Source organism: Peptoniphilus sp. HCN-40583 (assembly GCF_037892835.1).
Classification (GTDB): Bacteria; Bacillota; Clostridia; order Tissierellales; family Peptoniphilaceae; genus Aedoeadaptatus; species Aedoeadaptatus rachelemmaiella.
Genome location: NZ_JBBKBU010000014.1, coordinates 13329 through 38322 on the forward strand (window position 1 = coordinate 13329; position 24994 = coordinate 38322).

Sequence of the window (24994 nt, forward strand, 5' to 3'; positions counted from 1 at the left end):
GTGTCTATGAGACTGTTACAACTTATTACGCAGGAGCTTAAACAAGGGAAGGAGGCCTTTCGCCGCTTCCCCCTGTCCATGGCCTTTGCTTTTTTGGCGGCGATCTTTCAATGTTTGTGGCTTCATAAGGGCGATGCTACGGCCTTTAAAACCTCGCCCTATCTTCTGGCTGCCCTCTGTGTCATCGGCTTTTTCCTTACCACGGCGGCCTATTTGTACTTAGAAACCGCAAGGGATCGTGAAAACTTCCATTCCCTTTTGCTGGGCACCTGGATGGGTGTTTTGCTTTTTCTCGTCATAAGCACCTTTCGCATGGCGTCCATGAGAAAAGAAGGGGTAGACATCTACTTCGCCATGCCCACCTTGATTCTCTTCGCCGCCTCCGGGCTCATGGTCTTTTGCGGCGGAAAGATTCGCGACGAACGCCGCTTTCCCACCTATGTCCTCATTATTATCATGGAAATCGCCGTATCCTATCTCTACGCCTTTGTCCTCTTTGCGGCCATGTGCCTTTTGCTCGTGGGGGCGGACGTCCTCTTCGGCGTCGTCGATTTCTCCACGACGGTTACCTATCTCGTCACCATTTGCTTTATGCCCTTTATGGCGGCAATTTTTCTCTCTCGCCTCAGCGTCGTGGAAGAAGGCCGAAGCCATTACGGCGCCGGGATCCACGTGATCAACAATTTATTTAACAATATTCTTGCGCCGGTCCTGGGCCTTTACGTCCTGCTCCTTTATTTGTACATGGCGAAGATTATTATTTTGCAGGAGCTGCCCACCACCAGCGTGGTGAACCTCATCCTTTGGCCCATGGCCCTTGCCGTTTTCGTGCTCTTTATGGTGGACCACAACCGGGACCGCACCGGGGCCTACTACTTCAGAAAAGTCATGCCTCCGGCGGCACTGCCCCTTTTGGGCCTCATGTACTACGCCTGGTTTTTGCGGGTGCATCAATACGGCTTCACGGAAAATCGCTACATGATTTTTGCCTTGGGCCTGTGGGTGGCCTTTGCCATGGTCCACTTTATCGTTCAAAAGCGGGAACTGCACATGATTCTTCCCATGACCTTGGCGGCGGTGCTTTTGGTATCCGTCTTCGGCGGGCCCATCAGCGCCGACAGCGTGGCCTTTCGCTCGCAGAAACAGCGGCTGGATGCCATCCTTGCCGCCAATCACATGCTTAAAGGCGGGGAAGTGGTGCCTTCCGGGAATCTCTCCGTGAAGGAAAAGCGGGAGATTCAGGAAATCGTCCAGTACCTGACACGAAACCACGACGTGTCCCATGTGGCCTATTTGCGGGATGCCAATTCCTCCGAGGCCATAGAGCGGATCTACGGCTTTACCCCCGACGAGGGCGGCCCGGTAATGAATTTGAATTACGCCATGGATATGGCGAAGGGCATGGACATTTCCGGCTACGACAAGATCTACTTCGTCAGCTCCTACGGAGAAGGGGATCCGGCGGCGGCAGAAGGCCTGAAGACGGAGCGCATCCGCGGAAGCGTCGTGATTCATTTAAGCGACACCGATTCCATTAACGTAGATTTAAAAGACGTTCGCGAAAAGATCCGCATCTTGCGCGAAACGAAAGATGAAATCGAGCCCGAAGACCTGACCTTGGAAGGGGAAAAGGGGCCCTATGTCTACAAGATCTATGTGACGGACACGGTATTTTTCTCCGCCCAAGGGGAAGTGGATCCCGATGCGGGCATCTCCCTTTGTGTGTTGGTCAAAGAGAAAGAAGGCATGTAAGTTTCAGAATCGGGGAAGGGAAGCATTGTTTTGCGTGAATTTATCGAAGCCTTTGTCATGGTGTTTATCGGCGAAATGGGGGACAAGTCGCAATTTTTGGCCCTGGCCTTCGCCACCACCTACCCCATGAAGACGGTGCTCGGCGGCGTCGGCTTGGGGATCGGATTAAACCACGGCCTGGCCATATTGGCCGCCGTCTTCATCGCCGGTTTTGTCGGCGACATGGTCTTTTTGCAACTCGTCGCCGGCTTTTTGTTTTTATTCTTCGGCCTGTCCGCCCTTAAAACGGAGGAGGCGGAGGAAGAGGAGAAGGCAAAGGCCACCACCATGGGGCCTCTCCTTACCGTGGCATCGGCCTTTTTCGTCGGCGAATTAGGCGACAAGACCCAGCTTATGGCCATGACCTTGGCCATGAACAGCCCTCGTCCGGCGGTGATTTTTCTCGCCACCGTCTCCTCCATGATCCTCGTGTCCCTTTTCGGCATCCTCGTGGGAAAATACCTGGGCAAGAAAATTCCCCACAGGGCGCTGAGCTATCTGGCGGCCTTTCTCTTTCTCCTCTTCGGCACCATGAAACTTTACGGCGCCGTAAACGACGGCTTTAAAACGCCCATTTGGATCGGCATCTACGCCGCCGCGCTGGCGGGGCTCATTATTTACACCTTGATTCAAAACAAACAAGCGAGAACAGGGCGAAAACAAGAAAAGTAAAGCTGTGATCGGCGCGAGCTGTCACGGCTTTTTTCTTGGATGGGTGCTACGCCCTCTTCATGCTACATAGGGTATAATACAAGTAAGGAGGGCTTATGGGCAGTGATTATATTCCCGTAAACGGGATGCGTATTTTTCAGAAGAAAGGCGTCTTTTCCTTCAGCATGGATTCCGTGCTTCTCGCCGCATACGGAAAGAGCAAGGGTCGCGTGCTGGATCTGGGCTGCGGCAGCGGCTATTTGGCTCTAATGGCCGCGAAGGATGCCGACGAGGTGGTGGCCGTGGATCGCTTGCAGGAGGCCGTGGATTTGGTCGAAAAAAGCGCCGCGGCAAACGGCGTCGAAATCAAAACAGTGGTAGGGGATTTCAGAGACTTGGATCTCGCGCCATGTGATGTGATTTTTACGAACCCGCCCTTTTACAGAGACAGCGTGAAAAACGACGATCCGTCTATATCCGCGGCGAAACATTTGGATCCGGACATGCACTGGTTTTACGAAGCCGCCCGCTTTTTAAAGCCCGGCGGAAAGATCTACGGCATCGTGGACGTGGCCCGCTTTCAGGAGGTCGTGGCGGATCTTACCGCGGCGAAGGTGGCGATAAAGCGCATGCGGCCCGTGTATTGGAAAAAAGGCGAGGCGGCCCGGCGCATTCTTTTTGAAGGCGTCTCGGGCGGCGGCTGTTTTATGGTTCTTGAGGCGGCCCTTTATGTTTACGAGAAGGGCGCCTACAGCGAGGAGGTGGCAGGCTATTATGGCAGGTAAGGTATATTTTTGTCCCACGCCCATCGGCAATTTGGAAGATATTACATTAAGGACCCTCAGGGTGCTGAAGGAAGCGGACGTGATTTTGGCGGAGGACACTCGCCACTCCCGGCCCCTATTGAATCACTACGCCATTTCCACGCCCATGGAAAGCTACCACAAGTTTAACGAGGCGGAAAAAATCGCCGCCGTGCTGGCGCGGCTCGATGCGGGGGAAGATGTGGCGGTCATATCCGATGCGGGGATGCCCGGGGTGTCCGACCCCGGTGCCGTGCTTCTCGCGGCGCTGTTAAAAGAAGGCAGGCCCTACGAAGTGCTCCCCGGCGCCTGCGCCCACGTAAGCGCGTCGGTCATCGCCAATATAGAAGAGGGGCGCTACCTTTTCTGGGGCTTTTTGCCGCAAAAACACGGCGCCCGGGTGAAGACCTTGGAAAGTTTGAAGGACCTCCCCGTCCCCGTGATTTTCTACGAAGCGCCCCACCGCATCGAAAAATTCGCCCAAGATGTCATGGAAGTTTTGGGCAATCGGGGGCTGATTTTTGTGCGGGAGATTTCCAAGATGTACGAGGAGCGCATCGAAACCACCGCCGAAGATTTCCTCGCCAATATTGAGGACTACACGATTAAAGGGGAATTTGCCGTGGTGCTTCTGCCTAAGAAAGAGGAAGAGACCGTGGACATTCTCTCCGCCCTGAAGGAAAAAATCGACGAAGGCATGAGCCCCTCCAAGGCGGCGAAGGTGGTGGCCAGGGAGTGGAATTTGCCGAAGAATGTGGTGTATAAGGAGAGTTTGAAGCTTTGAATCAAGAAGATCTGTTGGCCTTTCGCCGGGAAATCGGCGCGCTAAACGAGGCATTAAAGACGAAGTACGATCCCCTGTTTCAAAAGTCGGGGCAGGAGTTTAAAAAGGCCCTCACCGAAGATGTGGGGACTGTGGAACAACTGATGCCCTTAAGCGAGGGCGAACTGGGGGCGGTGGGCTCCGTGGCAGGCGTAGACGGCTCGGTGATTCGCCAGGGCGGCGCCTATCCCCACTATGTGGAATTTTATCAGGGCCTGGCCCTTAGCATGGAGAAAAAGGAGCGGCGCATTCGCCGCATCTACACCCCCCTTCTCGCAGGCGACGACGCCGCGAACGCGGAAAAGCTTCACGACCGCTACCTGGCCGAGGTGGAGCTGGAAGCGGCCACGGCCTTGGTGGAAGAGGAAGAGGTGGCGGTCCTCATGATGGACGGGGGCCTTTTGCGCTACGCCATTAACTCCCCCGCCAAGTGGGAGGCGCTGCGAGACCTGTGCCTCGCCGAGGACACCCTTCTCGTCGGCGCCATTAAAGACATAAAGACCCGAGACATCGCTCGGCGCATGGGCCGCGGCCACGATTTCTACGACCGGGAATACTTAGCCGGAAAGCTGGATGTAGGCGAGCTCTTGATTCTCGCAGAAGATGAAGACGAGGAGGAAAAGGGCAAGACCGCCGCAGGCCTCGTGGGGGCATTTTACCGCCCCACCCGCCACTGGGAAGTGGTGGGGATGGACGTGCTTTCTCAGCAAAAAGAGGCGCTGAATTTCCTCGCCCGCCTGCTCTATACCCTGACGCCGAAAAACGGCCGCGGCGTGCCCTTTTGGATCGACATCGTAGACAGGGAAGTGAAAGTCAGGCAAAAGGAAGTGCGCCTGATACTGGAAGAGGCCATGGATCGTGAGATGATGGAGCGATTTTTCGTATCGGAAAGAGATCGGAGAGTGTAATGCAAATAAAAGTAGTGGGACTGACCAATCCCAGAGAGGTCACCGTCGGAAGCCGAGACCACAATTTTCGCGTGGCGGAATTTTTAATGATCGAAGATCCCGTGCAGGGGGCGATTCTCGGGGAAGTGGTGGAAGCCGAAACCTACAACCGCTTTATTCCCATGGATGTAGGCGGCGATTTTGTCGACGACGGTGTGTTGGCCTCCTTGCGCCAATTGGGCTACGACATTCACAACGAAACCATTTACGTGGCCAAGGTGCGCTTTTTGCACGAGACCCCCTATCCGCCCCTGACGGGCTCCGACGCACGGCGGCCGGAATTTTCAGAAATCAAGAGCCTTCTCGTGCCCACATCTCCGGAAGAAGGCTTAGTCCTCGGTGCCATTCGCCATACGGATTACCTTTACGATGCCATGGAAGACAATCTCAAGGGCCTTTTTGCCCTTTACGAAGACGGGGCGCAATCGCCTCAAAAAGACGTGCCCTATGTTTTGGACCTTCGGGCCATGCATCAATACCCCCACATGGGGATTTTCGGCGGCAGCGGCAGCGGGAAATCCTTCGGCATGCGGGTGCTTTTAGAAGAGCTTATGGAGAAAAACGTCCCCGGAGTGGTACTGGATCCCCACTACGAAATGGACTTTTCCAACCCTGCGGAAGGGGGCAAGAGCTACGAGAAAAACCACCGACGCTTTCAAATCGGCGTGGACATCGGCATCGACTTTTCGTCTTTAAACGGCGGCGATTTAAAAACCATCCTAAACGCCGTGTCGGAACTTTCCGAAGCCATGAAGAGCACCGTGGACCTCTTGTTTAAAATCGACAAAGGCCTTACGGGCTTTACGACGGTGCTCGAAGATTTAATCGAGGGACACGAAGCCGGCTCCGTGGATAAAATTCGGGAAATGACCATGGTGCCCTCGCCGGATCAGAAAAAATGGCAGCGGATTCAAGGCCGCTACGAGCGCTTCGGCAAAGCCACCAACATTTCCTCCCTGCGGGGAATTTTGTGGCGGCTCAAAAGCGTGGAGCGAGACGGCCTTTTCCGCGGCGACTCGAGGCCCGTGGAAGAGGCGATCTTTGAAGGCAAGCTCGCCGTGATCCAAGGCTCGGTGAAGCTCATTCAAATGTATGCTACCTACCTCATTCGCAATCTCTACAAAAAGCGCCGAGACTTTAAAGACGCCCAATTCGTGCAGCCCGCAGGCGGCGATTACTTCCCGCCCTTTTTCGTCGTCACCGACGAAAGCCACACCTTCGCACCCAAGGGCATCCCCGCCCCGTCCAAGAGCGTGCTTCGTGAAATCGCCCAGGAAGGGCGGAAGTACGGCGTGTTTTTAATCCTCGCCACCCAGCGGCCCACCCTTTTAGACGACACGATCACCGCCCAGCTCAACTGCAAAATGATCTACCGCACCGTGCGAGCCCAGGACATCGACACCATTCAGGGCGAGACGGATATTAGCGTGGAAGAATCCCGGCGCCTCCCTTATTTGCAAACCGGCGACGTGTTCATCTCCTCCTCTCATCTGGGTCGCACCACCTTCGCTCGCATTCGCATGGCGAGAACCACCTCCCCTCACACGGAAAACCCCTTCGACGAGCTGAAAAAAGTGAAAACCGCCTCCCAAGATCAGCTCCTGAAAGCGGCGGCGGACTTCTTCCCCATCTCCGCGGCGAGCAATATTCTCTCCGTCCTGCCGGAGCTTGAGAAGCGCGGGCTGTCCTTTACGCGAGAAGGGCTTTTGAGCGCCCTGGATCAGCTGGCGGAAGAAGGAAAAATCAAACGCAGCACAGACTTTTTAGGCAACAGCAAATACGAAGCCTTGGAATAGGAAAAGAAGGATAAACGGACATCGACGGGTGTCCGTTTTGCATTGGCCCTCGATTTAATCGGGGGTTCTTTCTTTATGCACCATTGCACGCAAAAAAAGCGCCCCGCGGGACGCTTTTTTCATTTTCTAAGGAGTTGTATGTGGCTCGATTAGAAACCGAGCTTAGCCATACCTTGATCTTGAACTTCCTTCAATGCTTTGTAGGAAATTTCCATTTGTTCTTTTTCTTTTTCGTTCAAGGGTACTTCGATGACTTTTTGGATGCCGCTGCGGCTCAAGATAACGGGGGTGCCCATGTAGATGTCGTGGCAGCCGTATTCGCCGTCGAGGAATGCGCCCACGGTAATAATGGAGTGGGAGTCTTCGATGATGATGCGGCAGATTTTTGCCAGGACGGTGGCGACGCCGTAGTAGGTTGCGCCTTTGGCGTCGATAATGTGGTAAGCCTTGTCGCGGACATCGGTGTAGATTTTTTCTTTTGCGCGTTCGATGTCATCGGTTCTTTCGGCGAGCCATTCGTCGATGTGGCGGCCGCCGATGGAAGCTTGGCTCCATACGGGGAAGGAGGTATCACCGTGTTCGCCCATGATGCTGGCGGAAACGTCGCGGGGATCCAAATCCAGGTAGCGGGAGATTTCGTCGCAGAAGCGCGCGGAGTCTAAGGACGTACCGGAAGAGATGACCCGTTCTTTCGGGAAGCCGGAGATTTTTAATACGGCGTAGGTCAGGATGTCTACCGGGTTGGCGGCGACGAGGAAGATGCCGTTGAAGCCGGATTCCATGATTTGTTCGACGACGTCTTTGACGATGGCCAGGTTTTTATGAACCAAGTCTAAGCGGCTTTCGCCGGGCTTTTGGGGTGCGCCTGCGGTGATGACGACGATGTCAGCATCGGAGCAGTCGCTGTATTCGGCAGCGTAAATGGTTTTTGCGGAGTTGTAGGTCAAAGCGGCGGTTAAGTCCATGGCGTCGCCTTGTGCCTTGCGGGTGTTTACGTCGATAATGCCCAGTTCGCGGCCTAAACCTTTTAAGGTCATGGCAAAGGCGAAAGAAGAGCCGACGGAACCGTCGCCGACGAGAATGACTTTTGCATTCGGGTTTTGAATCATATTGCTCATTGTGTTACCTCCAGAATCGTTATTATCTATTCAAACGATTCTTATTATAGACGGTGAAAGGCAAAAAGGGAAGTGAAAAACATAAATATTTGCTTTTCAGGCGAAAGAATAAGGTCGACAAAATAATAAATAAAAAGTGGGTAATAATGTCGCAAAATGAAGGAAAAATGCAAAATGCAAAAGCGGGTATTTTAAAAAAACGCAATGTATGAGAACGGAAAGTGCAATCAAGGTGAAAGGAAAGCTTGGGGTGTGAAAAAAGTTTTCTCGTAGATTGTGTATTCTTTTTGTTTTTATTTAAAAAAAGTCGCATAAATTCAATGGGCCGGGGTAACATCTTAATGTATCAAATGAGGACGGGCGAAAATAATCGAGAAATTTTGTATTTTTTCGAAAAAACAAAAGACCTGATGCCTTTACAACGATAAAAGCCTGTGCTATAGTAAATCTATACACGAGAGGTGTAGATTGTTGTACCGGCTTCACTGTCGGCCGTTCATATGCATTGTAGTCTGTATCATTGATTGCAAGGAGGAAATATGTTATTTAAAACCACCGAAGCGCACGAGGCGCTTAGAAAGAAAGTTCGCGAGTTCGCGGAAACCGTTGTCGCGCCGGTCGCTTTTGAACTCGACCGCGAAAACAAATTCCCGGAAGATATCGTCGCGCAAATGGCTGATTTAGGTATTATGGGCCTTCCCACTGCCGAAGAATACGGCGGCGCAGGGGCGGATGTTATCTCTTACGCCATTGCCGTAGAAGAGTTGGCCCGCGTGGACGGCGGCGTCGGCGTTATTTTATCGGCGCACACCTCCTTGGGCACTTATCCCATCGATCACTTCGGTACGGAAGAACAAAAACAAAAATACCTGATTCCCTTGGCCAAGGGCGAAAAGCTCGGTGCTTTCGGTTTGACGGAAACCAACGCCGGTTCTGACGCCGGTGAAACGGAAACCACCGCTGTTTTAGACGGGGATCACTACATTTTAAACGGACAAAAGATTTTCATCACCAATGCACCGGCTGCAGACACTTATGTCGTATTTGCCGTCACCACGCCGGACATCGGTACCCACGGCATTAGTGCTTTTATCGTAGAAAAAGATTTCGAAGGCTTCACCTTCTCCGATCACTACGACAAATTGGGCATCCGTTCCTCCACTACGGCGGAACTCCACTTCAACAATGTTCGCGTTCCGAAAGAAAACCTCTTGGGCAAAGAAGGCAAGGGCTTTAACATCGCCATGTCCACCTTGGATGGTGGCCGCATCGGCATCGCCGCACAAGCTTTAGGTATCGCACAAGGGGCTTATGAACACGCCCTGGCTTATGCAAAGGAACGGATTCAATTCGGCCAACCCTTGGCAGCCAATCAAGGCATTTCCTTTAAGCTCGCCGATATGTACACCAAGATCGACGCCGCACGCCTCTTAGTTTATCGTGCAGCAGAAATGAAGACCAACGGCGAACGCTACGGTCTGCAAGCAGCGGAAGCAAAGATGTTTGCATCCGACATGGCCCTTGAAGTCGTCAACGACGCCCTGCAAATTTACGGCGGCAGCGGCTACATGAAGGGCATGGAAGTGGAACGCGCCTACAGAGATGCAAAGATCACCACGATCTACGAAGGCACCAACGAAATTCAACGTGTCGTCATCGCAGCCAATATTATCGGCAAGGCCGCTCGCTCCACCGGCGGTAGCAAAAAGAAAGCGGGTAAAGGCCCCATCACCGGCATTCGCAAGAGAGAAATCTTCGACAGCGACAATCAAGAAGAAAATGTCAAGAACCTCATCGCCGCCCTTCAAAAAGACGGCTACGACTTCAGCGTCGGCATCGATTTAATGACACCCATCGTCGATGCGGAACGCGTCGTCTCCATGGGTAAAGGCTTTAACGGCAACAGAGACCTGGCCGAAGAATTGGCACGTGCTTTCGGCGCCGCCATCGGTTCTTCCCGTCCCGTTGCAGAAACGGACAAGGTCCTTCCCATTGAACGCTACGTCGGTATGTCCGGTCAAAAATTCCGCGGCAATCTCTATGTGGCCTGCGGTATCTCCGGTGCCGGCCAACACTTAAAGGGCATTAAAGATGCAGCCACCATCGTGGCCATTAACAATGCGCCCAATGCCATGATCTTCAAAAACTGTGACTACGGTATTGTCGGCGACATCGAAGAAGTTGCACCTCTGATTATTGAAGCATTAGGTACGGAAGGTAAGGGCGAAGCACCTGAAATGGTCAAGATGAAACGCTCCAAACCGAGAAAGACCGCACCGAAAGAAGACATCTACGTCTGCCAAGGCTGCGGCTACGAATACAATCCCGAACGGGGCGACGAAGAAAGCGAAATCGAAGAAGGAACACCTTTCGACAAATTGCCTGAAGAATACATCTGCCCGAAATGCGGCGAAGAAAAAGACAATTTCATTAAAGTCGATTTCCCCGAAGACCGTACCTTTAAATAAGCCTTAGGAGGTAAGTAATGTATACCGTAAGAAAAGTAACCGATGATTTATACTGGGTAGGTGCCAACGAACACCGCCTGCACCTGTTTGAAAATATTCACCCGATTCCCCGTGGCGTCAGCTACAACTCCTATCTGTTGATGGACGAAAAAACCGTCCTCTTCGATACGGTGGACTGGGCTGTATGCCGTGAATTCCTGAACAACATCGAACACGTCTTAGACGGCAGAGATCTGGACTATGTGATTATCAATCACTTGGAACCGGACCACGCCGCTTCCTTAGACGAAGTGTTGATTCGCTACCCCAATGCCAAAGTCATTTCCAACAACCGCGCCTTCATGATGATGCACCAATTCGGTTTTCACGTCGACGGCAGAGAAATCGAAGTGGCTGAAGGCGACGCCATGAGCTTCGGTAAACACGAAATCACCTGGGTAGAAGCCCCCATGGTTCACTGGCCTGAAGCCATGGTCAGCTTCGATGTTACCAACGGCGTTCTCTTCTCCGCCGACGCTTTCGGTTCCTTCGGCGCATTAGACGGCAAGCTCTTTGCCGATGAAGTGAACTTCGATCGCGATTGGCTCGACGACGCCCGCCGCTACCTGACCAACATCGTCGGCAAGTACGGCCCCCACGTTCAAGACCTTCTGAAAAAAGCCGGCACCATCGACATTAAGATGATCTGCCCCTTGCACGGACCGGTCTGGAGAAAAGATCTGGGCTACTTCATCGAAAAATACGACAAATGGTCTCGCTACGAACCGGAAGAAGACGGCGTGCTCTTGGTTTACGCCTCCATGTACGGCAACACGGAATACGCCGCACAATGCTTGGCCACCAAGCTTTGCGAACGGGGCATGACCAATGTTCACATGTACGACGTGTCCAAAACCCACGTCAGCTACCTGGTATCGGAAGCTTTCCGCCTGAGCCACATCGTATTGGCTTCGGTAACCTATAATCTGGAAATCTATCCCGTCATGCATCAATTCTTAAACGAAATTCGCATGCTGAATTTGCAAAACCGCACCGTGGGCATTATCGAAAACGGCACCTGGGCACCCCAAGCCGGCACCCGCATGGAAGAATTCCTGGACGACAACATGAAGCTCATGGACGTCCTGGGCGGCGAAGTCACCGTGACTTCTTCCCTGAACGACTCCACGGAAAAAGAATTAGACGCCTTGGCTGATTCCATTATCGAATCCTTCGAAAAAATCAAAGAAGAAAAGGAACAAGCCAAAGCATAAACTTTAGATTAAAAGTCCGATCCTTCGGGGTCGGGCTTTTTTAGTGCACTTTTCCATGAAAAAACCACCGGATGGCGGTGGTTCTGATTACTTAATCCTTATATAGTACCCCTTCATTTTCTGCGCCGGAGATCGTCCAAGTCTTATAGCCGTCAATATTGTCGGGATTTTCATCGACTTTGTACGTCTTATTGTATTGACTGTAAATCAGATAATCGTAATTATTTCCCTCTTTATCCTTATCGCAATAAATGTATAACTCAAAACCGCTGGGTCGAGCGCCGCCCCAATAGGTATCGCCGATTTTTTGCATAAATTCCACATCGACCAATGCTTTAAAATCTTCCGTGATGGAAATTAGTTTTTCTTTTTCCAAGGGACCCTCATAGACCATCTCCGCTCTCAAAGTGGGCCTTCGAAAGTAGAACTTTAAATCTTTTATATGTTCGTCGGACCGGCACATGGTTTCTGTAAATTGCCTGACCTCTTTCATGCGCACTCTTTTATTTGGATTACTTTCCACGAGGATCAATAAGACGGCAGAAAGAATGATGCCGGCAAGAAAAATCTTTTTTTTCATCGAAAACCTCCGAATGTTCCATGAAAAGTTGACGGGACGCTAATTTAACGGGTGATATACATCCTTATTTTTCAATTATACTATACATTAACGAATAACGGCTTTATCGATCGCGCGCTCCCGGTGCCGGGTCGGGCTTTTTTGTTGAGGAAATTTTTCCCGCCAAGGGGATTTTTGCAGCGAAGGGAGAAAAAATCGTGGTATAATAGCCGAACTTGGAGGGTTTATGAAGAATAAGATTTACATTACCGGACACAAAAATCCGGACACGGACAGCATCGCGTCGGCCATCGCCTTGGCCGAATTAAAAAACAAAACGGGCTTTCACGCGGAAGCCATTCGCTTAGGGGAAATCAATCGGGAAACGGAATTTGTGCTGAATTATTTCGGCATGGAGGTGCCGCGGCTTAAGACATCCATTACGCCGCAAATCCGCGATTTGGAAATCGACGGCGCCTACTGCGTGAACCCGGAGCTTTCCATGGCGGGTGCCATGGAGATTATGCAGAAAAACAACATTACGTCCCTGCCTGTGGTCAACGGGGAGGAAAAAATAATCGGCATTGTGAGCCTTTCAAACATCGCCGCGTCCTACATGGAAATTTGGGACGACCGCATCATGGGCCGCTCCGACACCGGTTTGGAAAACATTAAAGATGTGTTGCGGGGCCAATGGATCCACTTGCCGGCATCGCCTCGGCCCCTCTCGGGAAAAATGGCGATTAAAGCCATAAAAAACCAAAACCTCATCGAAGAAGGGGACGTGGTCATCGTCGGCGACGACGTGGACGATCAGGAGGCGACGATTAAGAAAAATGTCTCTCTCCTGATCCTTACCATGACCAGCCAATTAGACGATCGCTTGCTGAAGCTTGCCAAAGAGCGAAACGTGACGGTGATCTCCACGGGCCTGTCCACCTTTATGGTGGCGCGGATTCTGCCACAAGCCGTGCCCGTCGGCCACGTCATGACGAAGGAAAACCTGGTGGTCTTTCACAAAGACGATTTAATCGACGAGGTGCGGGAGAAAATGGCGGAATCCCGCTTCCGCTCCTATCCCGTCTTAGACGACAAGGACCGGGTCGTGGGAAGCATCTCCCGCTACCACCTGATTACGGACATTAAGAAGAAAATCATTCTCGTGGATCACAATGAGCGCAACCAATCCATCGAGGATTTGGACAGCGCGGAAATCATGCAAATTGTGGACCATCACCGGGTCGCCAATGTGGCCACCTCATCGCCGATTTATTTCAGAAACGAACCGGTGGGATCCACGGCCACCATCGTATCGAAAATGTATTTCGAAAGCGGCATTATGCCCTCGAAAAATGTGGCCGGGCTTTTGTGCGCCGCCATTATTTCCGACACGCTCCTGTTCCGCTCCCCTACATCCACGGCCACGGATCGCTACATCTTGGACAAAATGAGCAAAATCGCCGCCATGGACGTGGAGGATTTCGCCGCAAAAATGTTTAAAGCCGGCACCAGTCTGGAAGGGAAGAAGCCGGAAGAACTTTTAAACACCGATGTAAAAAACTTTACCTTCGACGGGCGCGCCGTGCGCATTTGTCAGATCTTCACCATGGATACGGATAGCATTGCCGCCGTGGAAGCATCCCTGAAAGAGGCCATGGAAGCCTACCTGGAAAAAGAACCGGTGGCGTCGTTTATTTTAATGATTACCGACATTTTCAGAGAACGCTCGGAAGTTATCGTTGTCGGGGACTTTAAAGAAGCCCTGGCCCGCCAATTCGGAAAAGACCTTCACGGAGACAAATTTACGGCAGAGGGCCTTTTGTCCCGAAAGAAGCAATTGGTGCCGAAAGTGAGCGCCGCCGTAAGCGAAAGCTAATCGACGGGAGCGACGGTCCCTCGAGACATTACGCAAACAGAAGCAATAGGGCGCGGCCTTATTGCTTTTTTGTTTGTCGGAAAATGAGGAAGGCGGACGCGCAGATCAAGGCCATCGACGTGGATCGGGGGCGATTCGGAACACAAGGTACGCAAAGAAGTTTGCTCCATTTGAAATTGACCGAAGAGGAAGAAGAATGGAAAGGGCTTTGCGATGAAAGGGTATAAAGAGGAAGACAGGCGCAGGCATCGACTATTTTGGCGTGGGCCCCAAAGAGGAAAAAGAGCACGGCCGTGGAGAAAAACGAATTTTTCTCTAATTTCATCCTACGGCCTACGGGATGGTTTCCTTGTGATATACTAAGTTTTTACTTCGGTGCTGCGGCGACGCCCCATCCCGCCTTTCTCTGGCATCCCCTTTGGGACCATCCGTCGGCGCCGCCACCATATTATTTTCAGGCGATGCCATTTAATACTGCGCTCGCCGCAATTTGCCGCAGGGACGGCCGTAAAAATCGCCGCCTTGCGGTTCTCGGCGTCGTAGAGTGTTTAAACAAAAAAGAAAATCAGCAAATAAAAAGGAGTGAAAGATGAAAGTTGCCATTTTAACCGATACCAATAGCGGCATCATGACCCCCGATGAACGTGCAGGCCTTTTCACGTTGCCCATGCCCATTGTCATCGGAGACAAAACCTATTACGAAGGAGAAAATTTAACCGAAAAGGAACTTTGCCGATTTTTGGAAAGCGGGGAAAAAGTCACCACCTCCCAACCGCCCATCGGCCTTTTAATGGATAAGCTGGACACGATTTTGGCGGAAGGATTTGATGAAGTGGTCTACATTCCCATGTCTTCCAGCTTAAGCAGCTCCTGCCACTCGGCGATCATGGTGGCAAAGGAATACGGGGGGAAAGTGCACGTGGTGGACAATCATCGCATTTCCGTGACGCAAAAAGATTCCGTCATGGATGCCCTTCGCCTGGCGAAGAAGAAAGCGAGCGGAAAGAAGATTGCCCGCATCCTAGAAGAAGACAGCATGAACTGCACCATCTACCTTTCCGTCTCCACCTTAGAACAGCTGAAAAGAGGCGGAAGAATCAGCGCCTCGGCGGCAACCATTGCCACGGTACTCAGCATTAAGCCGGTGCTCACCTACCGCGGCGAAAAGTTTGACGCATACGACAAGGTGCGGGGAAGCATGTACCGGGCGCAACTAAAGATGATCGACGCCCTGCACAAGGATGTGGATCGCCGTTATGCCAACGTGGATCCGAAGCACATTCGCATCGGCGTGGCGGGCTTCGGCATCGACGAGGAGGAAAAAGAACGGTGGCTGGAACTTGCGACCAATGCCTTTCCTCTGGCCAATGTGCGCTACGATTCCCTGCCCGCCAGCGTCGGCGCCCATACAGGCGCAGGGGCCTACGGTATCGGCATTACCGTGGGAGATGAAGCGTAGTTTAGGGTGAAAAAGAATGTGGACTGAGATCAAAACAATTACTGCCTTTTTATAAGAAAGATGTTATAATTTACTCCAACGACAAAAGCAAACAGTATATATATAGGAAAGAAGGTAGTAAAATGTTGCTGCACATGGGCTTGGACGTGGGCTCCACCACGGTAAAACTTGTGGCACTCAACGATAAGAAGGAGATCTTGTACTCCACTTATCGACGACATTTTTCCGATATGAAAAAAACCGTCACCGAAATTTTGACGACGGTCTACCATCAGTTTAAAAAAGACGAGACCACCATTAGCGTCACCGGTTCCGGCGGCATTGCCGTGGCGGAATTTTTAGAGGTGCCTTTTGTTCAGGAAGTGGTGGCAGGCACCGCCGCCATCGAGGCCTATTTGCCCGATACGGACGTGGCCATCGAGCTGGGCGGGGAGGATTCGAAAATCACCTACCTGCGCGGCAGTTTGGAACAGCGCATGAACAGCATTTGCGCCGGCGGCACCGGGGCCTTTATCGATCAAATGGCCTCCCTTTTAAAGACCGACGCCTCCGGGCTCAATGGGCTGGCCAAGGAACACACGAAAATCTATCCCATTGCATCCCGCTGCGGTGTCTTTGCGAAAACCGACGTGCAGGCCCTGTTAAATCAAGGGGCCACGAAATCGGACATCGCCGTGTCGGTGTTTCAATCCGTGGTGAATCAGACCATTTCCAATTTGGCCTGCGGACGCCCCATTCGGGGGAAGGTCGCCTTTTTAGGCGGCCCTCTTACGTTCCTGGATGAATTGAAAAAGCGTTTCATCGAAACCTTGGGCCTCACAGACGACGAGATTTTGGCGCCGGAAAACGGCCAGATCTTCGTGGCCTTAGGCGCCGCCTTAAAGAGCGTGGATCACGAGCCCGTCAAGGTGGAAGATCTTTACCGTCGGCTGGAGAAGAAAGAGGAAGTGCATGTAGAGGCCGACGACCTTCTGGCGCCCCTTTTTAAAGACGAGGCGGAGCTTGAAGCCTTTCGCGCCCGCCACGCCGGCTGCGATTTGCCGAGAAGGGATCTTGAAACCTACGCCGGCCCCCTTTACGTGGGAATCGACGCCGGAAGCACCACGACGAAAATGGTGGCCCTTTCCGATAAAGGCGAGGTCTTGTACGAAGCTTACGGCCCCAACAACGGCTCGCCTCTGGACCGGGTGAAGGCCTACCTCGTGGATCTTTACGATGCCATGGGAGCTGATGCCTACGTGGCGTCATCGGGGGTAACGGGCTATGGCGAGGACTTTATTAAAGCGGCTCTCAAGGTGGACCGGGGGGAAGTGGAAACCATCGCCCACTTCCGCGCCGCCCGCTACTTCGAGCCCAATGTAGACTTTATTTTGGACATCGGCGGCCAAGACATGAAGGCCATGAAGGTGAAAGGGGATGTCATCGAATCCATTCTTCTTAACGAAGCCTGTTCTTCGGGCTGTGGCTCCTTCCTTCAAACCTTCGCCGGCGGCGTAGACTTAAGCGTACAAGATTTTGCCGCCGTGGCCCTCGAAAGCGCTGCGCCGGTGGATCTGGGCAGCCGCTGCACCGTGTTTATGAATTCCAAGGTGAAGCAGGCTCAAAAAGAAGGGGCGAGTGTGGCGGATATTTCCGCGGGCCTCGCCTATTCCGTCATTCGAAACGCCATTCAAAAAGTCATAAAAATTCGCGACCCGAAAAAATTAGGCGAGCACATCGTGGTACAAGGGGGCACCTTCTACAGCGATGCCGTGCTCCGGGCCTTCGAAAAGATTACGGGCAGAGACGTGGTGCGGCCGAAAATGAGCGGCACCATGGGCGCCATCGGCATGGCCCTTATCGCCAAGGAAGAAGGGGGCGATGCGAGCACCCTTCTTTCCCGCGAGGCACTGGACGAATTTACCTACACCACAAAACACGCCCGCTGCGGCCAATGCGCCAACAACTGCGCCCTTTCCGTGAATATCTTTAAAGACGGCAGCCGCTACATTACCGGCAATCGCTGCGAGCGGGGCGCGGGCATTGTGCGTGGCGAAGACGAAGCCCTGCCCAATCTCTACGCCTATAAACTAAAGCGCATCTTCGATTACGAAAGCCTTCCCGAAGGTGCGCCCACCGTGGGTATTCCCCGCGTGCTGAATATCTACGAAAACTACCCCTTCTGGCACACCTTCTTTACGAAGCTGGGCTACCGCGTCGTCCTCTCCGATAGGTCCTCCCGCGCCCTCTACGAAAAGGGGCTGGAGTCCATTACCTCGGAAACGGCCTGTTATCCGGCGAAGATCACCCATGGCCACATCGAAAACCTGGTGGAAAAAGGCGTGGACACGATCTTCTACCCGGCCATCTTCTACGAAGAAAAGAAAATGGCCCATGCGGACAACACCTTAAACTGCCCGGTGGTGGCGGGCTACAGCGAAGTCATTAAAAACAATGTGGAGAGCATTGAAAAAAGCGGCATTCGCTACCTGAATCCCTTCCTCTCCTTCGACAATCGGGAAAAACTCGCCCAGCGGCTTTCGGAAGTCTTTCCCGAGCAGGACAAAAAGGCCGTGAAAGAAGCCGTGGCCGCCGCCTACGACGAACAGGCCCGCTATCGCGACGACGTGCGGGCGGCAGGCAAGCGCGCCATGGATTTTCTCGAGGAAACTGACACCGTGGGCATCGTCCTCGCCGGGCGCCCCTACCACGTGGATCCCGAGATCAATCACGGCATGGCGGAGATGATTACGGGCCTGGGCCTTGCCGTCTTGTCGGAAGATGCCATTGTCGATGAAGAAAATATCGACGGCACGCTTCGGGTGCTGGATCAGTGGAACTACCACTCCCGCCTGTACCGGGCGGCGAAAATTGTGGGAGAAAGCGAGCATTTGGAAATGGTGCAGCTCAACTCCTTCGGTTGTGGCCTGGATGCCGTCACCACGGATCAGGTCAACGAAATTCTGGAGGCCTACCACAAGATCTACACCGTCTTAAAAATCGACGAGGTCAACAATTTAGGGGCGGCGAAAATCCGCCTGCGCTCCTTGATTCAAGCCGTCGAAAACCGCACCTTGGACAAAGAAGCGGAGTCCATGTACAAAGACCCCGTCCTCTTTACGGAAGCCATGCGCAAGACCCACACCATCCTCATTCCCCAAATGGCGCCGATCCACTTCAGTCTTCTGGCGCCCATGATGAAGAGCGAGGGCTTCAATGTGGAAGTGTTGCCCGATCTTTCCAATCACGTGGTGGATGAAGGGCTTAAGTATGTCAACAACGACGCCTGCTACCCTTCCATCTTTGTCGTGGGCCAATTTATGGAAGCGGTGAAAAGCGGCCGCTACGATACCGACAACTTGACCCTGCTTATGAGCCAAACCGGCGGCGCCTGTCGGGCGAGCAACTACGTGGGCTTTATTCGTAAGGCCTTAAAAGATGCGGGCTACGGCCACATTCCCGTCTTAGGTGCATCCCTTCAGGGCATCGAGCGACACCCGGGATTGAACCTTACCAAGGCGCAAATGGTGCGCCTCGGCAAAAAAGCTGTGCAAAATATGCTCTACGGCGATTTAATTATGCGCCTCGCGAATGCCACCCGGCCCTACGAAGTGGAGCACGGCACGTCGGCGGCCTTGACGGCGAAGTGGCTCGACAAGCTAAACGAGGGAGCTCGCCGCTACGCCAGAAAAGAATTCAGGGAAAATGTCCGCCACATGATCGCCGACTTCACTGCCGTGGAAACGCGGGATGAAGTGCGGCCCAAGGTGGGCATCGTCGGGGAAATTCTCGTGAAATATCTCCCCGAGGCCAACAACCACGTCCAACGCCAACTGGAAGAAGAAGGGGCGGAAGTGGTGGTGCCTGATCTCACCGACTTTATGATCTATTCCTTTAAAAACGCCGGCATTAAGGAACAACGCTACGGCACGTCGAAAAAAGGCAGATTCCTCGCGGAACTCATGATCCGCTACGTGGAAAGCTATCGCCGCATCATTCGAGACGCCCTGGCGGATTCCCCCTTCGACGGGCCCGAAACCGTGGAAACCCTTATGGCCTATGCGGAAGAATTCGTGGATCTGGGGAATCAATACGGCGAAGGTTGGCTGCTGACGGCGGAAATGGTGGAACTCATTCGCTCCGGCGCCGGCAACATCGTCTGCGTGCAGCCCTTCGGCTGTTTGCCCAATCACATTACGGGCAAAGGCGTGATAAAATCCGTGCGGGAAGCCTACCCCACGGCCAACATCATCCCCATCGACTACGACGCCTCCGCCTCGGCGGTAAACCAAACCAACCGCATCAAGCTCATGATGGCTCAGGCGGAAAAAAACAAATTCAAAAACAATGCCCTGGCGAAGAAACACAAAGAAAGCGCTGCGGGACGATAATACAAGAAAAAGCGGATTTCCAAAAAAGGAGATCCGCTTTTTTCGTGCACTGATGTGAAGAGAGAGACTGTTTTACTTACCGTTCCGCCATAATGGTTTCGATTTCGTCGGGATTGATGCCTACCATGGCTTCTCCGATGTCTTCGCTTACTTCGGCGATGACGCGATCGTCCATGTAGTTTTCCACGGCCCGCACGATGGCCTTGGCCCGCTTTTCAGGATTGTTGGATTTAAAGATCCCGCTTCCCACGAAGACGCCTTCGGCACCGAGCCGGCGCATAAGGGCGGCATCGGCAGGGGTGGCGACGCCGCCGGCGGAGAAGTTGGCCACGGGGAGCTTGCCGTTTTCGTGAACGTAGAGGAGCAGATCGTAGCTGACGCCCATGTCCTTGGCCAGGGTGTAGAGCTCGTCGGTTTTCGCACTTTTCACGTAGGCGATTTCGCCCATAATGGCCCGCATGTGATCCACGGCTTGGGACACGTCGCCGGTGCCGGCTTCGCCCTTGGTGCGGATCATGGCTGCCCCTTCTTGAATCCGCCTTAAGGCTTCGGAGAGGTTCCTGGCGCCGCAGACGAAGGGGGTGTTGAAGGTTTTCTTTTCGATGTGGTGGCTATTGTCTGCCGGGGTAAGGACTTCCGATTCGTCGATGTAGTCGATGCCAATGGCTTCCAGGACCGAAGCTTCCACAAAGTGGCCGATGCGCACTTTGGCCATGACCGGGATCTTCACCGTCTTTTGAATTTCTTTAATCATTTTCGGATCGCTCATGCGGCTCACGCCGCCGGCGGCGCGAATGTCGGCGGGGATTCGCTCCAGGGCCATAACGGCGACGGCGCCGGCTTCTTCTGCGATCTTCGCTTGTTCGGGGGTGGTGACGTCCATAATGACGCCGCCTTTCAGGGAATCGGTGAGCTTAATAAATGCGTCGTTCATGTTTCCTCCTTGTGATTCGTGTCATCTTTACAGTGACATTGTACGTTGAATTTGGTATCATCAAAAGGATCAAATAAATAAAATTTGGAGGAACCAGATTGTTTACCATGCATTTTAACGGGGAGGCGCCCCTTTACGAGGCTCTCTACGACTATATGAAAGAGGCTGTAGCCACAGGCGCCATGAAGGAGGGGGAGAAGCTGCCGTCGAAGCGGAATTTGGCCCGCCACTTGGGCCTGTCTGTGAACACGGTCACCGCCGCCTACGATCAATTGGTGGATGAGGGCTACCTTATTGCCAAGGAGCGGGTGGGCTATTTCGTGGCGAAAATCGAAAATCTCCACAAAAAAATCGCCTCGACATCGGCGGTTCCCGTAGAAGAGGCGCCGGCTTACGACTACGATTTCGACTTAAATAAAAATGCCGACTACCGCTTCCCGGACAATCATTTTAAGAAATGCCTTCAGTGGGCGGCGGAAGAGGAGGCACCTTTGAATCGAAGGGAAAAGGAAGGGCTTCAGGAGCTGAGAAGTGCCGTGGCCGATTACCTTAAGGCCTCTCGCGGCGTGGACGTGGCGGCGGAGGACATTATTTTAAGTGCGGGCATGGAGTATTTGCTCTTGATTCTCTTTGCCCTTTTGCCGACGGATGCCGTCTTTCGCCTGGAAAACCCGGGCTACATTCGCCTGAAGAAGATTTTTGAGCAGAACAACATCCCCTACGATTTCATGGCCGTGGATGCAATCGGCGTGGATTCCGACGCCCTGGCCGATGAAAAGAGCATTTATCTCGTGACGCCCTCCCATCAATTTCCCACGGGGAGCATTTTGCGGGTGGACCGGCGCGTGAAGCTTTTAAACCACGTCAAGGCCACGGACAGCTACATTATCGAAGACGATTACGACAGCGAATACAAGTATTACGGCCGGCCCATTCCCGCCTTAAAGAGCTTAGACGGCGTGGACCGGGTGATCTATATGTCCAATTTCTCCAAATCCCTTTCGCCGACGTTGCGGGTGTCTTTTATGGTGCTGCCGCGGCCTTTGATGGCCCGCTATCGCCGCCTGAGCCCGGTGATGAACTGCCCCATCCCCAATCTCGTGCAGCTGGCGCTGGCTCGGTATATGCGGGAGGGCCACTTGGAGCGCCGGCTCAATCGCCAACGGAAAATTTACGACGAGCGAAGGAAAATCGCCGCCGAGGCTTTTTTAGGCGACGATCTTTTTTCCGTGGACGACAAGCGGGCCGGGATGCACTTTATTTTGACCTGCAAAGTACCGGGGCGGGAGGCGGATCTTTTGGCCTATTTAAAAGACCACCGCATCCACATGAAGGGGCTTTCGGATTTTTCGAAAGACCAAGCACAGGAAGGCTACCCCCGCCTCATTGTGGGCTACGGAAACATGAGCGTGGAGAAGTTGAAAGAGGGGCTGGCTACCTTAAAGACGCTGATAAAAAAATTTTCCGACGGGCCGTGATTTTTTTGTGGATGAAGCCCCGCATGTGTTACACTGTTTAATAAATACTTTCGAGGAGGAGCCATGGGTTATTTACAAAAGCGTATCGAAGCCGACGGGGTGATCTACCCGGGGAATGTGTTGAAGATCGATTCTTTTCTCAATCATCAAATCGATCCGAAGGTGATGAAGGAAATCGAGGCGGAATTTTACGATTATTTTAAGGACCGAAAGGTGACGAAGGTGCTCACCGTGGAGGCTTCGGGCATTGCGCCGGCCATTATGGTGGCGGCCCATTTCGACGTGCCCATGCTCTTTGCCAAAAAGGCGCGGCCCGCCACATTGTTGGCCGAAGATGCTTTTATTACCGACGTGTATTCCTACACGAAAAAAATCACATCCAAGGTCATGGTAAATAAATCCTATTTAACGGCGGAGGATTCCGTCTTGATTATCGACGATTTTCTCGCCAACGGCGAAGCCTCCCTGGGCTTGGTGGATATTGTAAGACAGGCCGGGGCCATGGTAGCAGGCGTTGGCATTTGCGTGGAAAAATCCTTTCAGCCGGGCAGGGCGCGGCTTGAAGAGGCGGGGCTTGATGTCTATTCCATTGTGCGCATCGCAGCCATCGATTCGGAAAGTCAACAGATCACCTTTAAAGAAGGGCATTAAAATAGCGGCCGGAAGCGAAAGGCTTCGTGGCCGCTTTTTCTTTAGAAAGTGTCTTTGTGTACCTTGGAGGAAATATCGAAGTATTTTCTGCTTTGAATCCATTCGTCGGGAATGCCGAAGGGGATCAAACACAAAATGCCGTAGTTTTCAGGAATATTGAAGAGCTTTTTCACGATTTCTTCGGAGCTTTCCCCTGCCGAATTGGTTTGTTCGCGAATGTTGATCCAGCTGGACGCGTAGCCTTCGGAATGGAGCAAGAGGCCCAAATAAGCCGAGGTAATGGTGGCTTCTTCGATCCAGGTGGGTTCCGAGGTGTCGTTGCCCATGACCGCAATGATTTGCGGCGCATCGGCCAAATACTTCGTGCCGTAGCGTTTTAATTCCGCCAGGGCCTTTTTCTTTTCGGGATCTTCCACCACGAGAAATTCTACCGGATGGGCGTTGGATTTACTCGGACCCATGGACGCGTAGGTAAACAGTTCCAATAAAGCCTCGTCGTCCATTTTTTGATCTTGTTTGTACTTGCGCATGGAGCGTCTTTTCTTCACCATTTCTTTAAAATCCATAGTATAACCTCCTTCTCGCGAAAAAGCTCGCGTAAATAATAGTTTCTATCTTTCTTACTTATACCCAATAAATATCTTTGTAAAGGTTTCACAAGAAGTTCAAATTAAGTGGGTATAGTCGTAGTAACTAAAGGATGTAAAAATGAACAGTTGAAAATAGAAAGGAACACCATGGAACCAAATAGAGATTACGGCGGTGAAATCCCCGAAACCTATCGCGACAGAAGAAAAAAGAAACGGGGCGGCTTTCTCATCCTGTGGGCGCTGATCTTTTCTTTGATCGGCGGGACAGTGGGCAGTGTCGTCACCTATAAATTCATGCCCAAGCCCGCGGTGCCTGAGGGCCTTAGGCCTCAAATTGAGGCGCCGGCGGACAAGTCGAGAAAACACGAAGCAGGCGTCGTAGAAAGCGTGGCCCGATACGCCATGCCTTCTGTGGTAGGCATTACCACCTCCACGACGAAAAACACCTTAATGGGCCCCATGGCCGTTCAGGGAAGCGGCAGCGGCTTTATTATCTCCGAAGACGGATTTATTCTCTCCAATGCCCACGTCGTCGGCGCCAAGGGCAACAAGGTCAAGGTGCTTCTAAATGATCAATCGGAAGCCGAGGGAAAAGTGGTCTGGTCCGACGAAACCTTGGACCTGGGCCTGGTGAAGATCGACAAAAAGGGCCTCACACCCCTGCCCATGGGTGACAGTGACAGCATCAATATCGGCGAAACCGCCGTGGCCATCGGTAATCCCCTGGGTCTTGACTTCCAACGCTCCGTCACCAGTGGGGTCATCTCCGGCTTGAACCGAAACATCGGCGAAGTACAGGGCAATTACATGGACGGCTTGATCCAAACCGACGCCTCCATTAACGCAGGCAACTCCGGCGGGCCCCTTTTAAACAGCGAAGGGCAAGTCATCGGCATTAACTCCGTGAAGATCTCCTCGGCGGAAGGGCTGGGCTTTTCCATTCCCATTAACACGGCGAAACCCATTGTGGAACAGGTCATGAAGACCGGCGACTTTAAATCCGTGGCCCTGGGGATGAGCGGCTACACCGTGAGCGCCGTGGAACGGAGCGGCTACGACTTAGGCACCGGCGGAAAAGGCGTCATCGTCGGCGGCGTGGAAACCGAATCCCCGGCTGCCGCAGCGGGCCTGAAGGTCAACGACATTATTTTGAAAATGGGGGATGCGGACATTCAAAGCATGAGTCAACTCCGGCGGGAGCTTTACAAATACAAAGCCAGCGATACCGTGGATGTCGTCGTGTCGAGAAACGGTAAGAAAGAAACCTTGAAGCTCACCTTTACGGACTATCGTGTCCCCGTGGTGGGCCAAGAAGAAGGCCTGCGGCGATTGATTCCGGGCCTGAACAACTAAGCAAGAGACCTTGTTTCGGCAAGGTCTTTTTTCTTATTCCTTTTCTCTCGCCCTTCGATTGACTATAATAAGAA

The 24994-nt window shown here is 52.7% G+C and carries 19 protein-coding genes; 15 read left to right on the plus strand and 4 right to left on the minus strand.

Going from position 1 to position 24994, the window contains the following annotated elements:
* Window positions 1–6 precede the first annotated feature (6 nt).
* The 6 genes from WKT05_RS05600 to WKT05_RS05625 all read left to right on the plus strand — a co-directional run bounded on the left by WKT05_RS05600 (window position 7) and on the right by WKT05_RS05625 (window position 6811).
* Window positions 7–1752: a DUF4153 domain-containing protein gene (locus WKT05_RS05600; protein WP_340413264.1), complete on the plus strand. Its 1746-nt coding sequence runs from the start codon at window positions 7–9 to the stop codon at window positions 1750–1752.
* Window positions 1753–1782: 30 nt separating this feature from the next.
* Window positions 1783–2463, plus strand: coding sequence for a TMEM165/GDT1 family protein (locus WKT05_RS05605; protein ID WP_340413265.1), 681 nt, complete (start codon window positions 1783–1785; stop codon window positions 2461–2463).
* Window positions 2464–2558: 95 nt separating this feature from the next.
* A complete protein-coding gene (locus WKT05_RS05610; RefSeq protein ID WP_340413266.1) occupies window positions 2559–3227 on the plus strand; it encodes a tRNA1(Val) (adenine(37)-N6)-methyltransferase in 669 nt (222 codons plus the stop codon).
* Window positions 3217–4029: a 16S rRNA (cytidine(1402)-2'-O)-methyltransferase gene (rsmI, locus tag WKT05_RS05615; protein WP_340413267.1), complete on the plus strand. Its 813-nt coding sequence runs from the start codon at window positions 3217–3219 to the stop codon at window positions 4027–4029. Before WKT05_RS05610 ends, rsmI begins: the two co-directional genes overlap by 11 nt.
* A complete protein-coding gene (locus WKT05_RS05620; RefSeq protein WP_340413268.1) occupies window positions 4026–4976 on the plus strand; it encodes a DNA double-strand break repair nuclease NurA in 951 nt (316 codons plus the stop codon). Before rsmI ends, WKT05_RS05620 begins: the two co-directional genes overlap by 4 nt.
* Complete coding sequence (locus WKT05_RS05625) at window positions 4976–6811, plus strand: ATP-binding protein (RefSeq protein WP_340413269.1); 1836 nt, start codon at window positions 4976–4978, stop codon at window positions 6809–6811. Before WKT05_RS05620 ends, WKT05_RS05625 begins: the two co-directional genes overlap by 1 nt.
* A gap of 149 nt (window positions 6812–6960) precedes the next feature.
* Here WKT05_RS05625 and WKT05_RS05630 read toward each other — a convergent pair whose 3' ends face one another.
* The gene (locus WKT05_RS05630) at window positions 6961–7920 is read right to left on the minus strand and encodes an L-lactate dehydrogenase (protein ID WP_340413295.1); all 960 of its coding nucleotides are present in this window, start codon (window positions 7918–7920) and stop codon (window positions 6961–6963) included.
* Between the two features lie 548 nt (window positions 7921–8468).
* Between WKT05_RS05630 and WKT05_RS05635 the strand changes: the two genes are divergently transcribed.
* Complete coding sequence (locus tag WKT05_RS05635; protein WP_340413270.1) at window positions 8469–10397, plus strand: acyl-CoA dehydrogenase family protein; 1929 nt, start codon at window positions 8469–8471, stop codon at window positions 10395–10397.
* A gap of 17 nt (window positions 10398–10414) precedes the next feature.
* Window positions 10415–11650: an FprA family A-type flavoprotein gene (locus WKT05_RS05640; protein WP_340413271.1), complete on the plus strand. Its 1236-nt coding sequence runs from the start codon at window positions 10415–10417 to the stop codon at window positions 11648–11650.
* 91 nt (window positions 11651–11741) lie between these two features.
* On the opposite strand, the gene WKT05_RS05645 is transcribed toward WKT05_RS05640, so the two are convergent.
* Complete coding sequence (locus tag WKT05_RS05645; protein WP_340413272.1) at window positions 11742–12230, minus strand: hypothetical protein; 489 nt, start codon at window positions 12228–12230, stop codon at window positions 11742–11744.
* A gap of 226 nt (window positions 12231–12456) precedes the next feature.
* On the opposite strand from WKT05_RS05645, the gene WKT05_RS05650 reads away from it, so the two are divergent.
* The 4 genes from WKT05_RS05650 to WKT05_RS05665 all read left to right on the plus strand — a co-directional run bounded on the left by WKT05_RS05650 (window position 12457) and on the right by WKT05_RS05665 (window position 19914).
* On the plus strand, window positions 12457–14085 hold the full coding sequence (locus tag WKT05_RS05650; protein ID WP_340413273.1) for a putative manganese-dependent inorganic diphosphatase: 1629 nt from the start codon (window positions 12457–12459) through the stop codon (window positions 14083–14085).
* Between the two features lie 293 nt (window positions 14086–14378).
* Window positions 14379–14678, plus strand: coding sequence for a hypothetical protein (locus WKT05_RS05655; protein ID WP_340413274.1), 300 nt, complete (start codon window positions 14379–14381; stop codon window positions 14676–14678).
* Entirely contained in the window at window positions 14675–15544 is an 870-nt protein-coding gene (locus WKT05_RS05660; RefSeq protein ID WP_340413275.1) for a DegV family protein, read from the plus strand. Before WKT05_RS05655 ends, WKT05_RS05660 begins: the two co-directional genes overlap by 4 nt.
* Window positions 15545–15666: 122 nt before the next feature.
* Entirely contained in the window at window positions 15667–19914 is a 4248-nt protein-coding gene (locus WKT05_RS05665) for an acyl-CoA dehydratase activase-related protein (RefSeq protein ID WP_340413276.1), read from the plus strand.
* 76 nt (window positions 19915–19990) lie between these two features.
* Here WKT05_RS05665 and pdxS read toward each other — a convergent pair whose 3' ends face one another.
* Window positions 19991–20848 carry a pyridoxal 5'-phosphate synthase lyase subunit PdxS gene (gene pdxS, locus WKT05_RS05670; protein WP_340413277.1) on the minus strand — a complete coding sequence of 286 codons (858 nt, stop codon included), beginning with the start codon at window positions 20846–20848 and terminating at the stop codon, window positions 19991–19993.
* Between the two features lie 107 nt (window positions 20849–20955).
* Here pdxS and pdxR point away from each other — a divergent pair, with 107 nt between their 5' ends.
* Both pdxR and WKT05_RS05680 read left to right on the plus strand, forming a co-directional pair.
* Window positions 20956–22326 carry a MocR-like pyridoxine biosynthesis transcription factor PdxR gene (gene pdxR / locus WKT05_RS05675; RefSeq protein WP_340413296.1) on the plus strand — a complete coding sequence of 457 codons (1371 nt, stop codon included), beginning with the start codon at window positions 20956–20958 and terminating at the stop codon, window positions 22324–22326.
* A 63-nt stretch (window positions 22327–22389) separates the two neighbouring features.
* The gene (locus WKT05_RS05680) at window positions 22390–22977 is read left to right on the plus strand and encodes a xanthine phosphoribosyltransferase (RefSeq protein WP_340413278.1); all 588 of its coding nucleotides are present in this window, start codon (window positions 22390–22392) and stop codon (window positions 22975–22977) included.
* A 41-nt stretch (window positions 22978–23018) separates the two neighbouring features.
* On the opposite strand, the gene WKT05_RS05685 is transcribed toward WKT05_RS05680, so the two are convergent.
* The gene (locus tag WKT05_RS05685; RefSeq protein ID WP_340413279.1) at window positions 23019–23543 is read right to left on the minus strand and encodes a nitroreductase family protein; all 525 of its coding nucleotides are present in this window, start codon (window positions 23541–23543) and stop codon (window positions 23019–23021) included.
* Between the two features lie 171 nt (window positions 23544–23714).
* Here WKT05_RS05685 and WKT05_RS05690 point away from each other — a divergent pair, with 171 nt between their 5' ends.
* Complete coding sequence (locus tag WKT05_RS05690; protein WP_340413280.1) at window positions 23715–24920, plus strand: S1C family serine protease; 1206 nt, start codon at window positions 23715–23717, stop codon at window positions 24918–24920.
* Window positions 24921–24994: the final 74 nt, after the last annotated feature.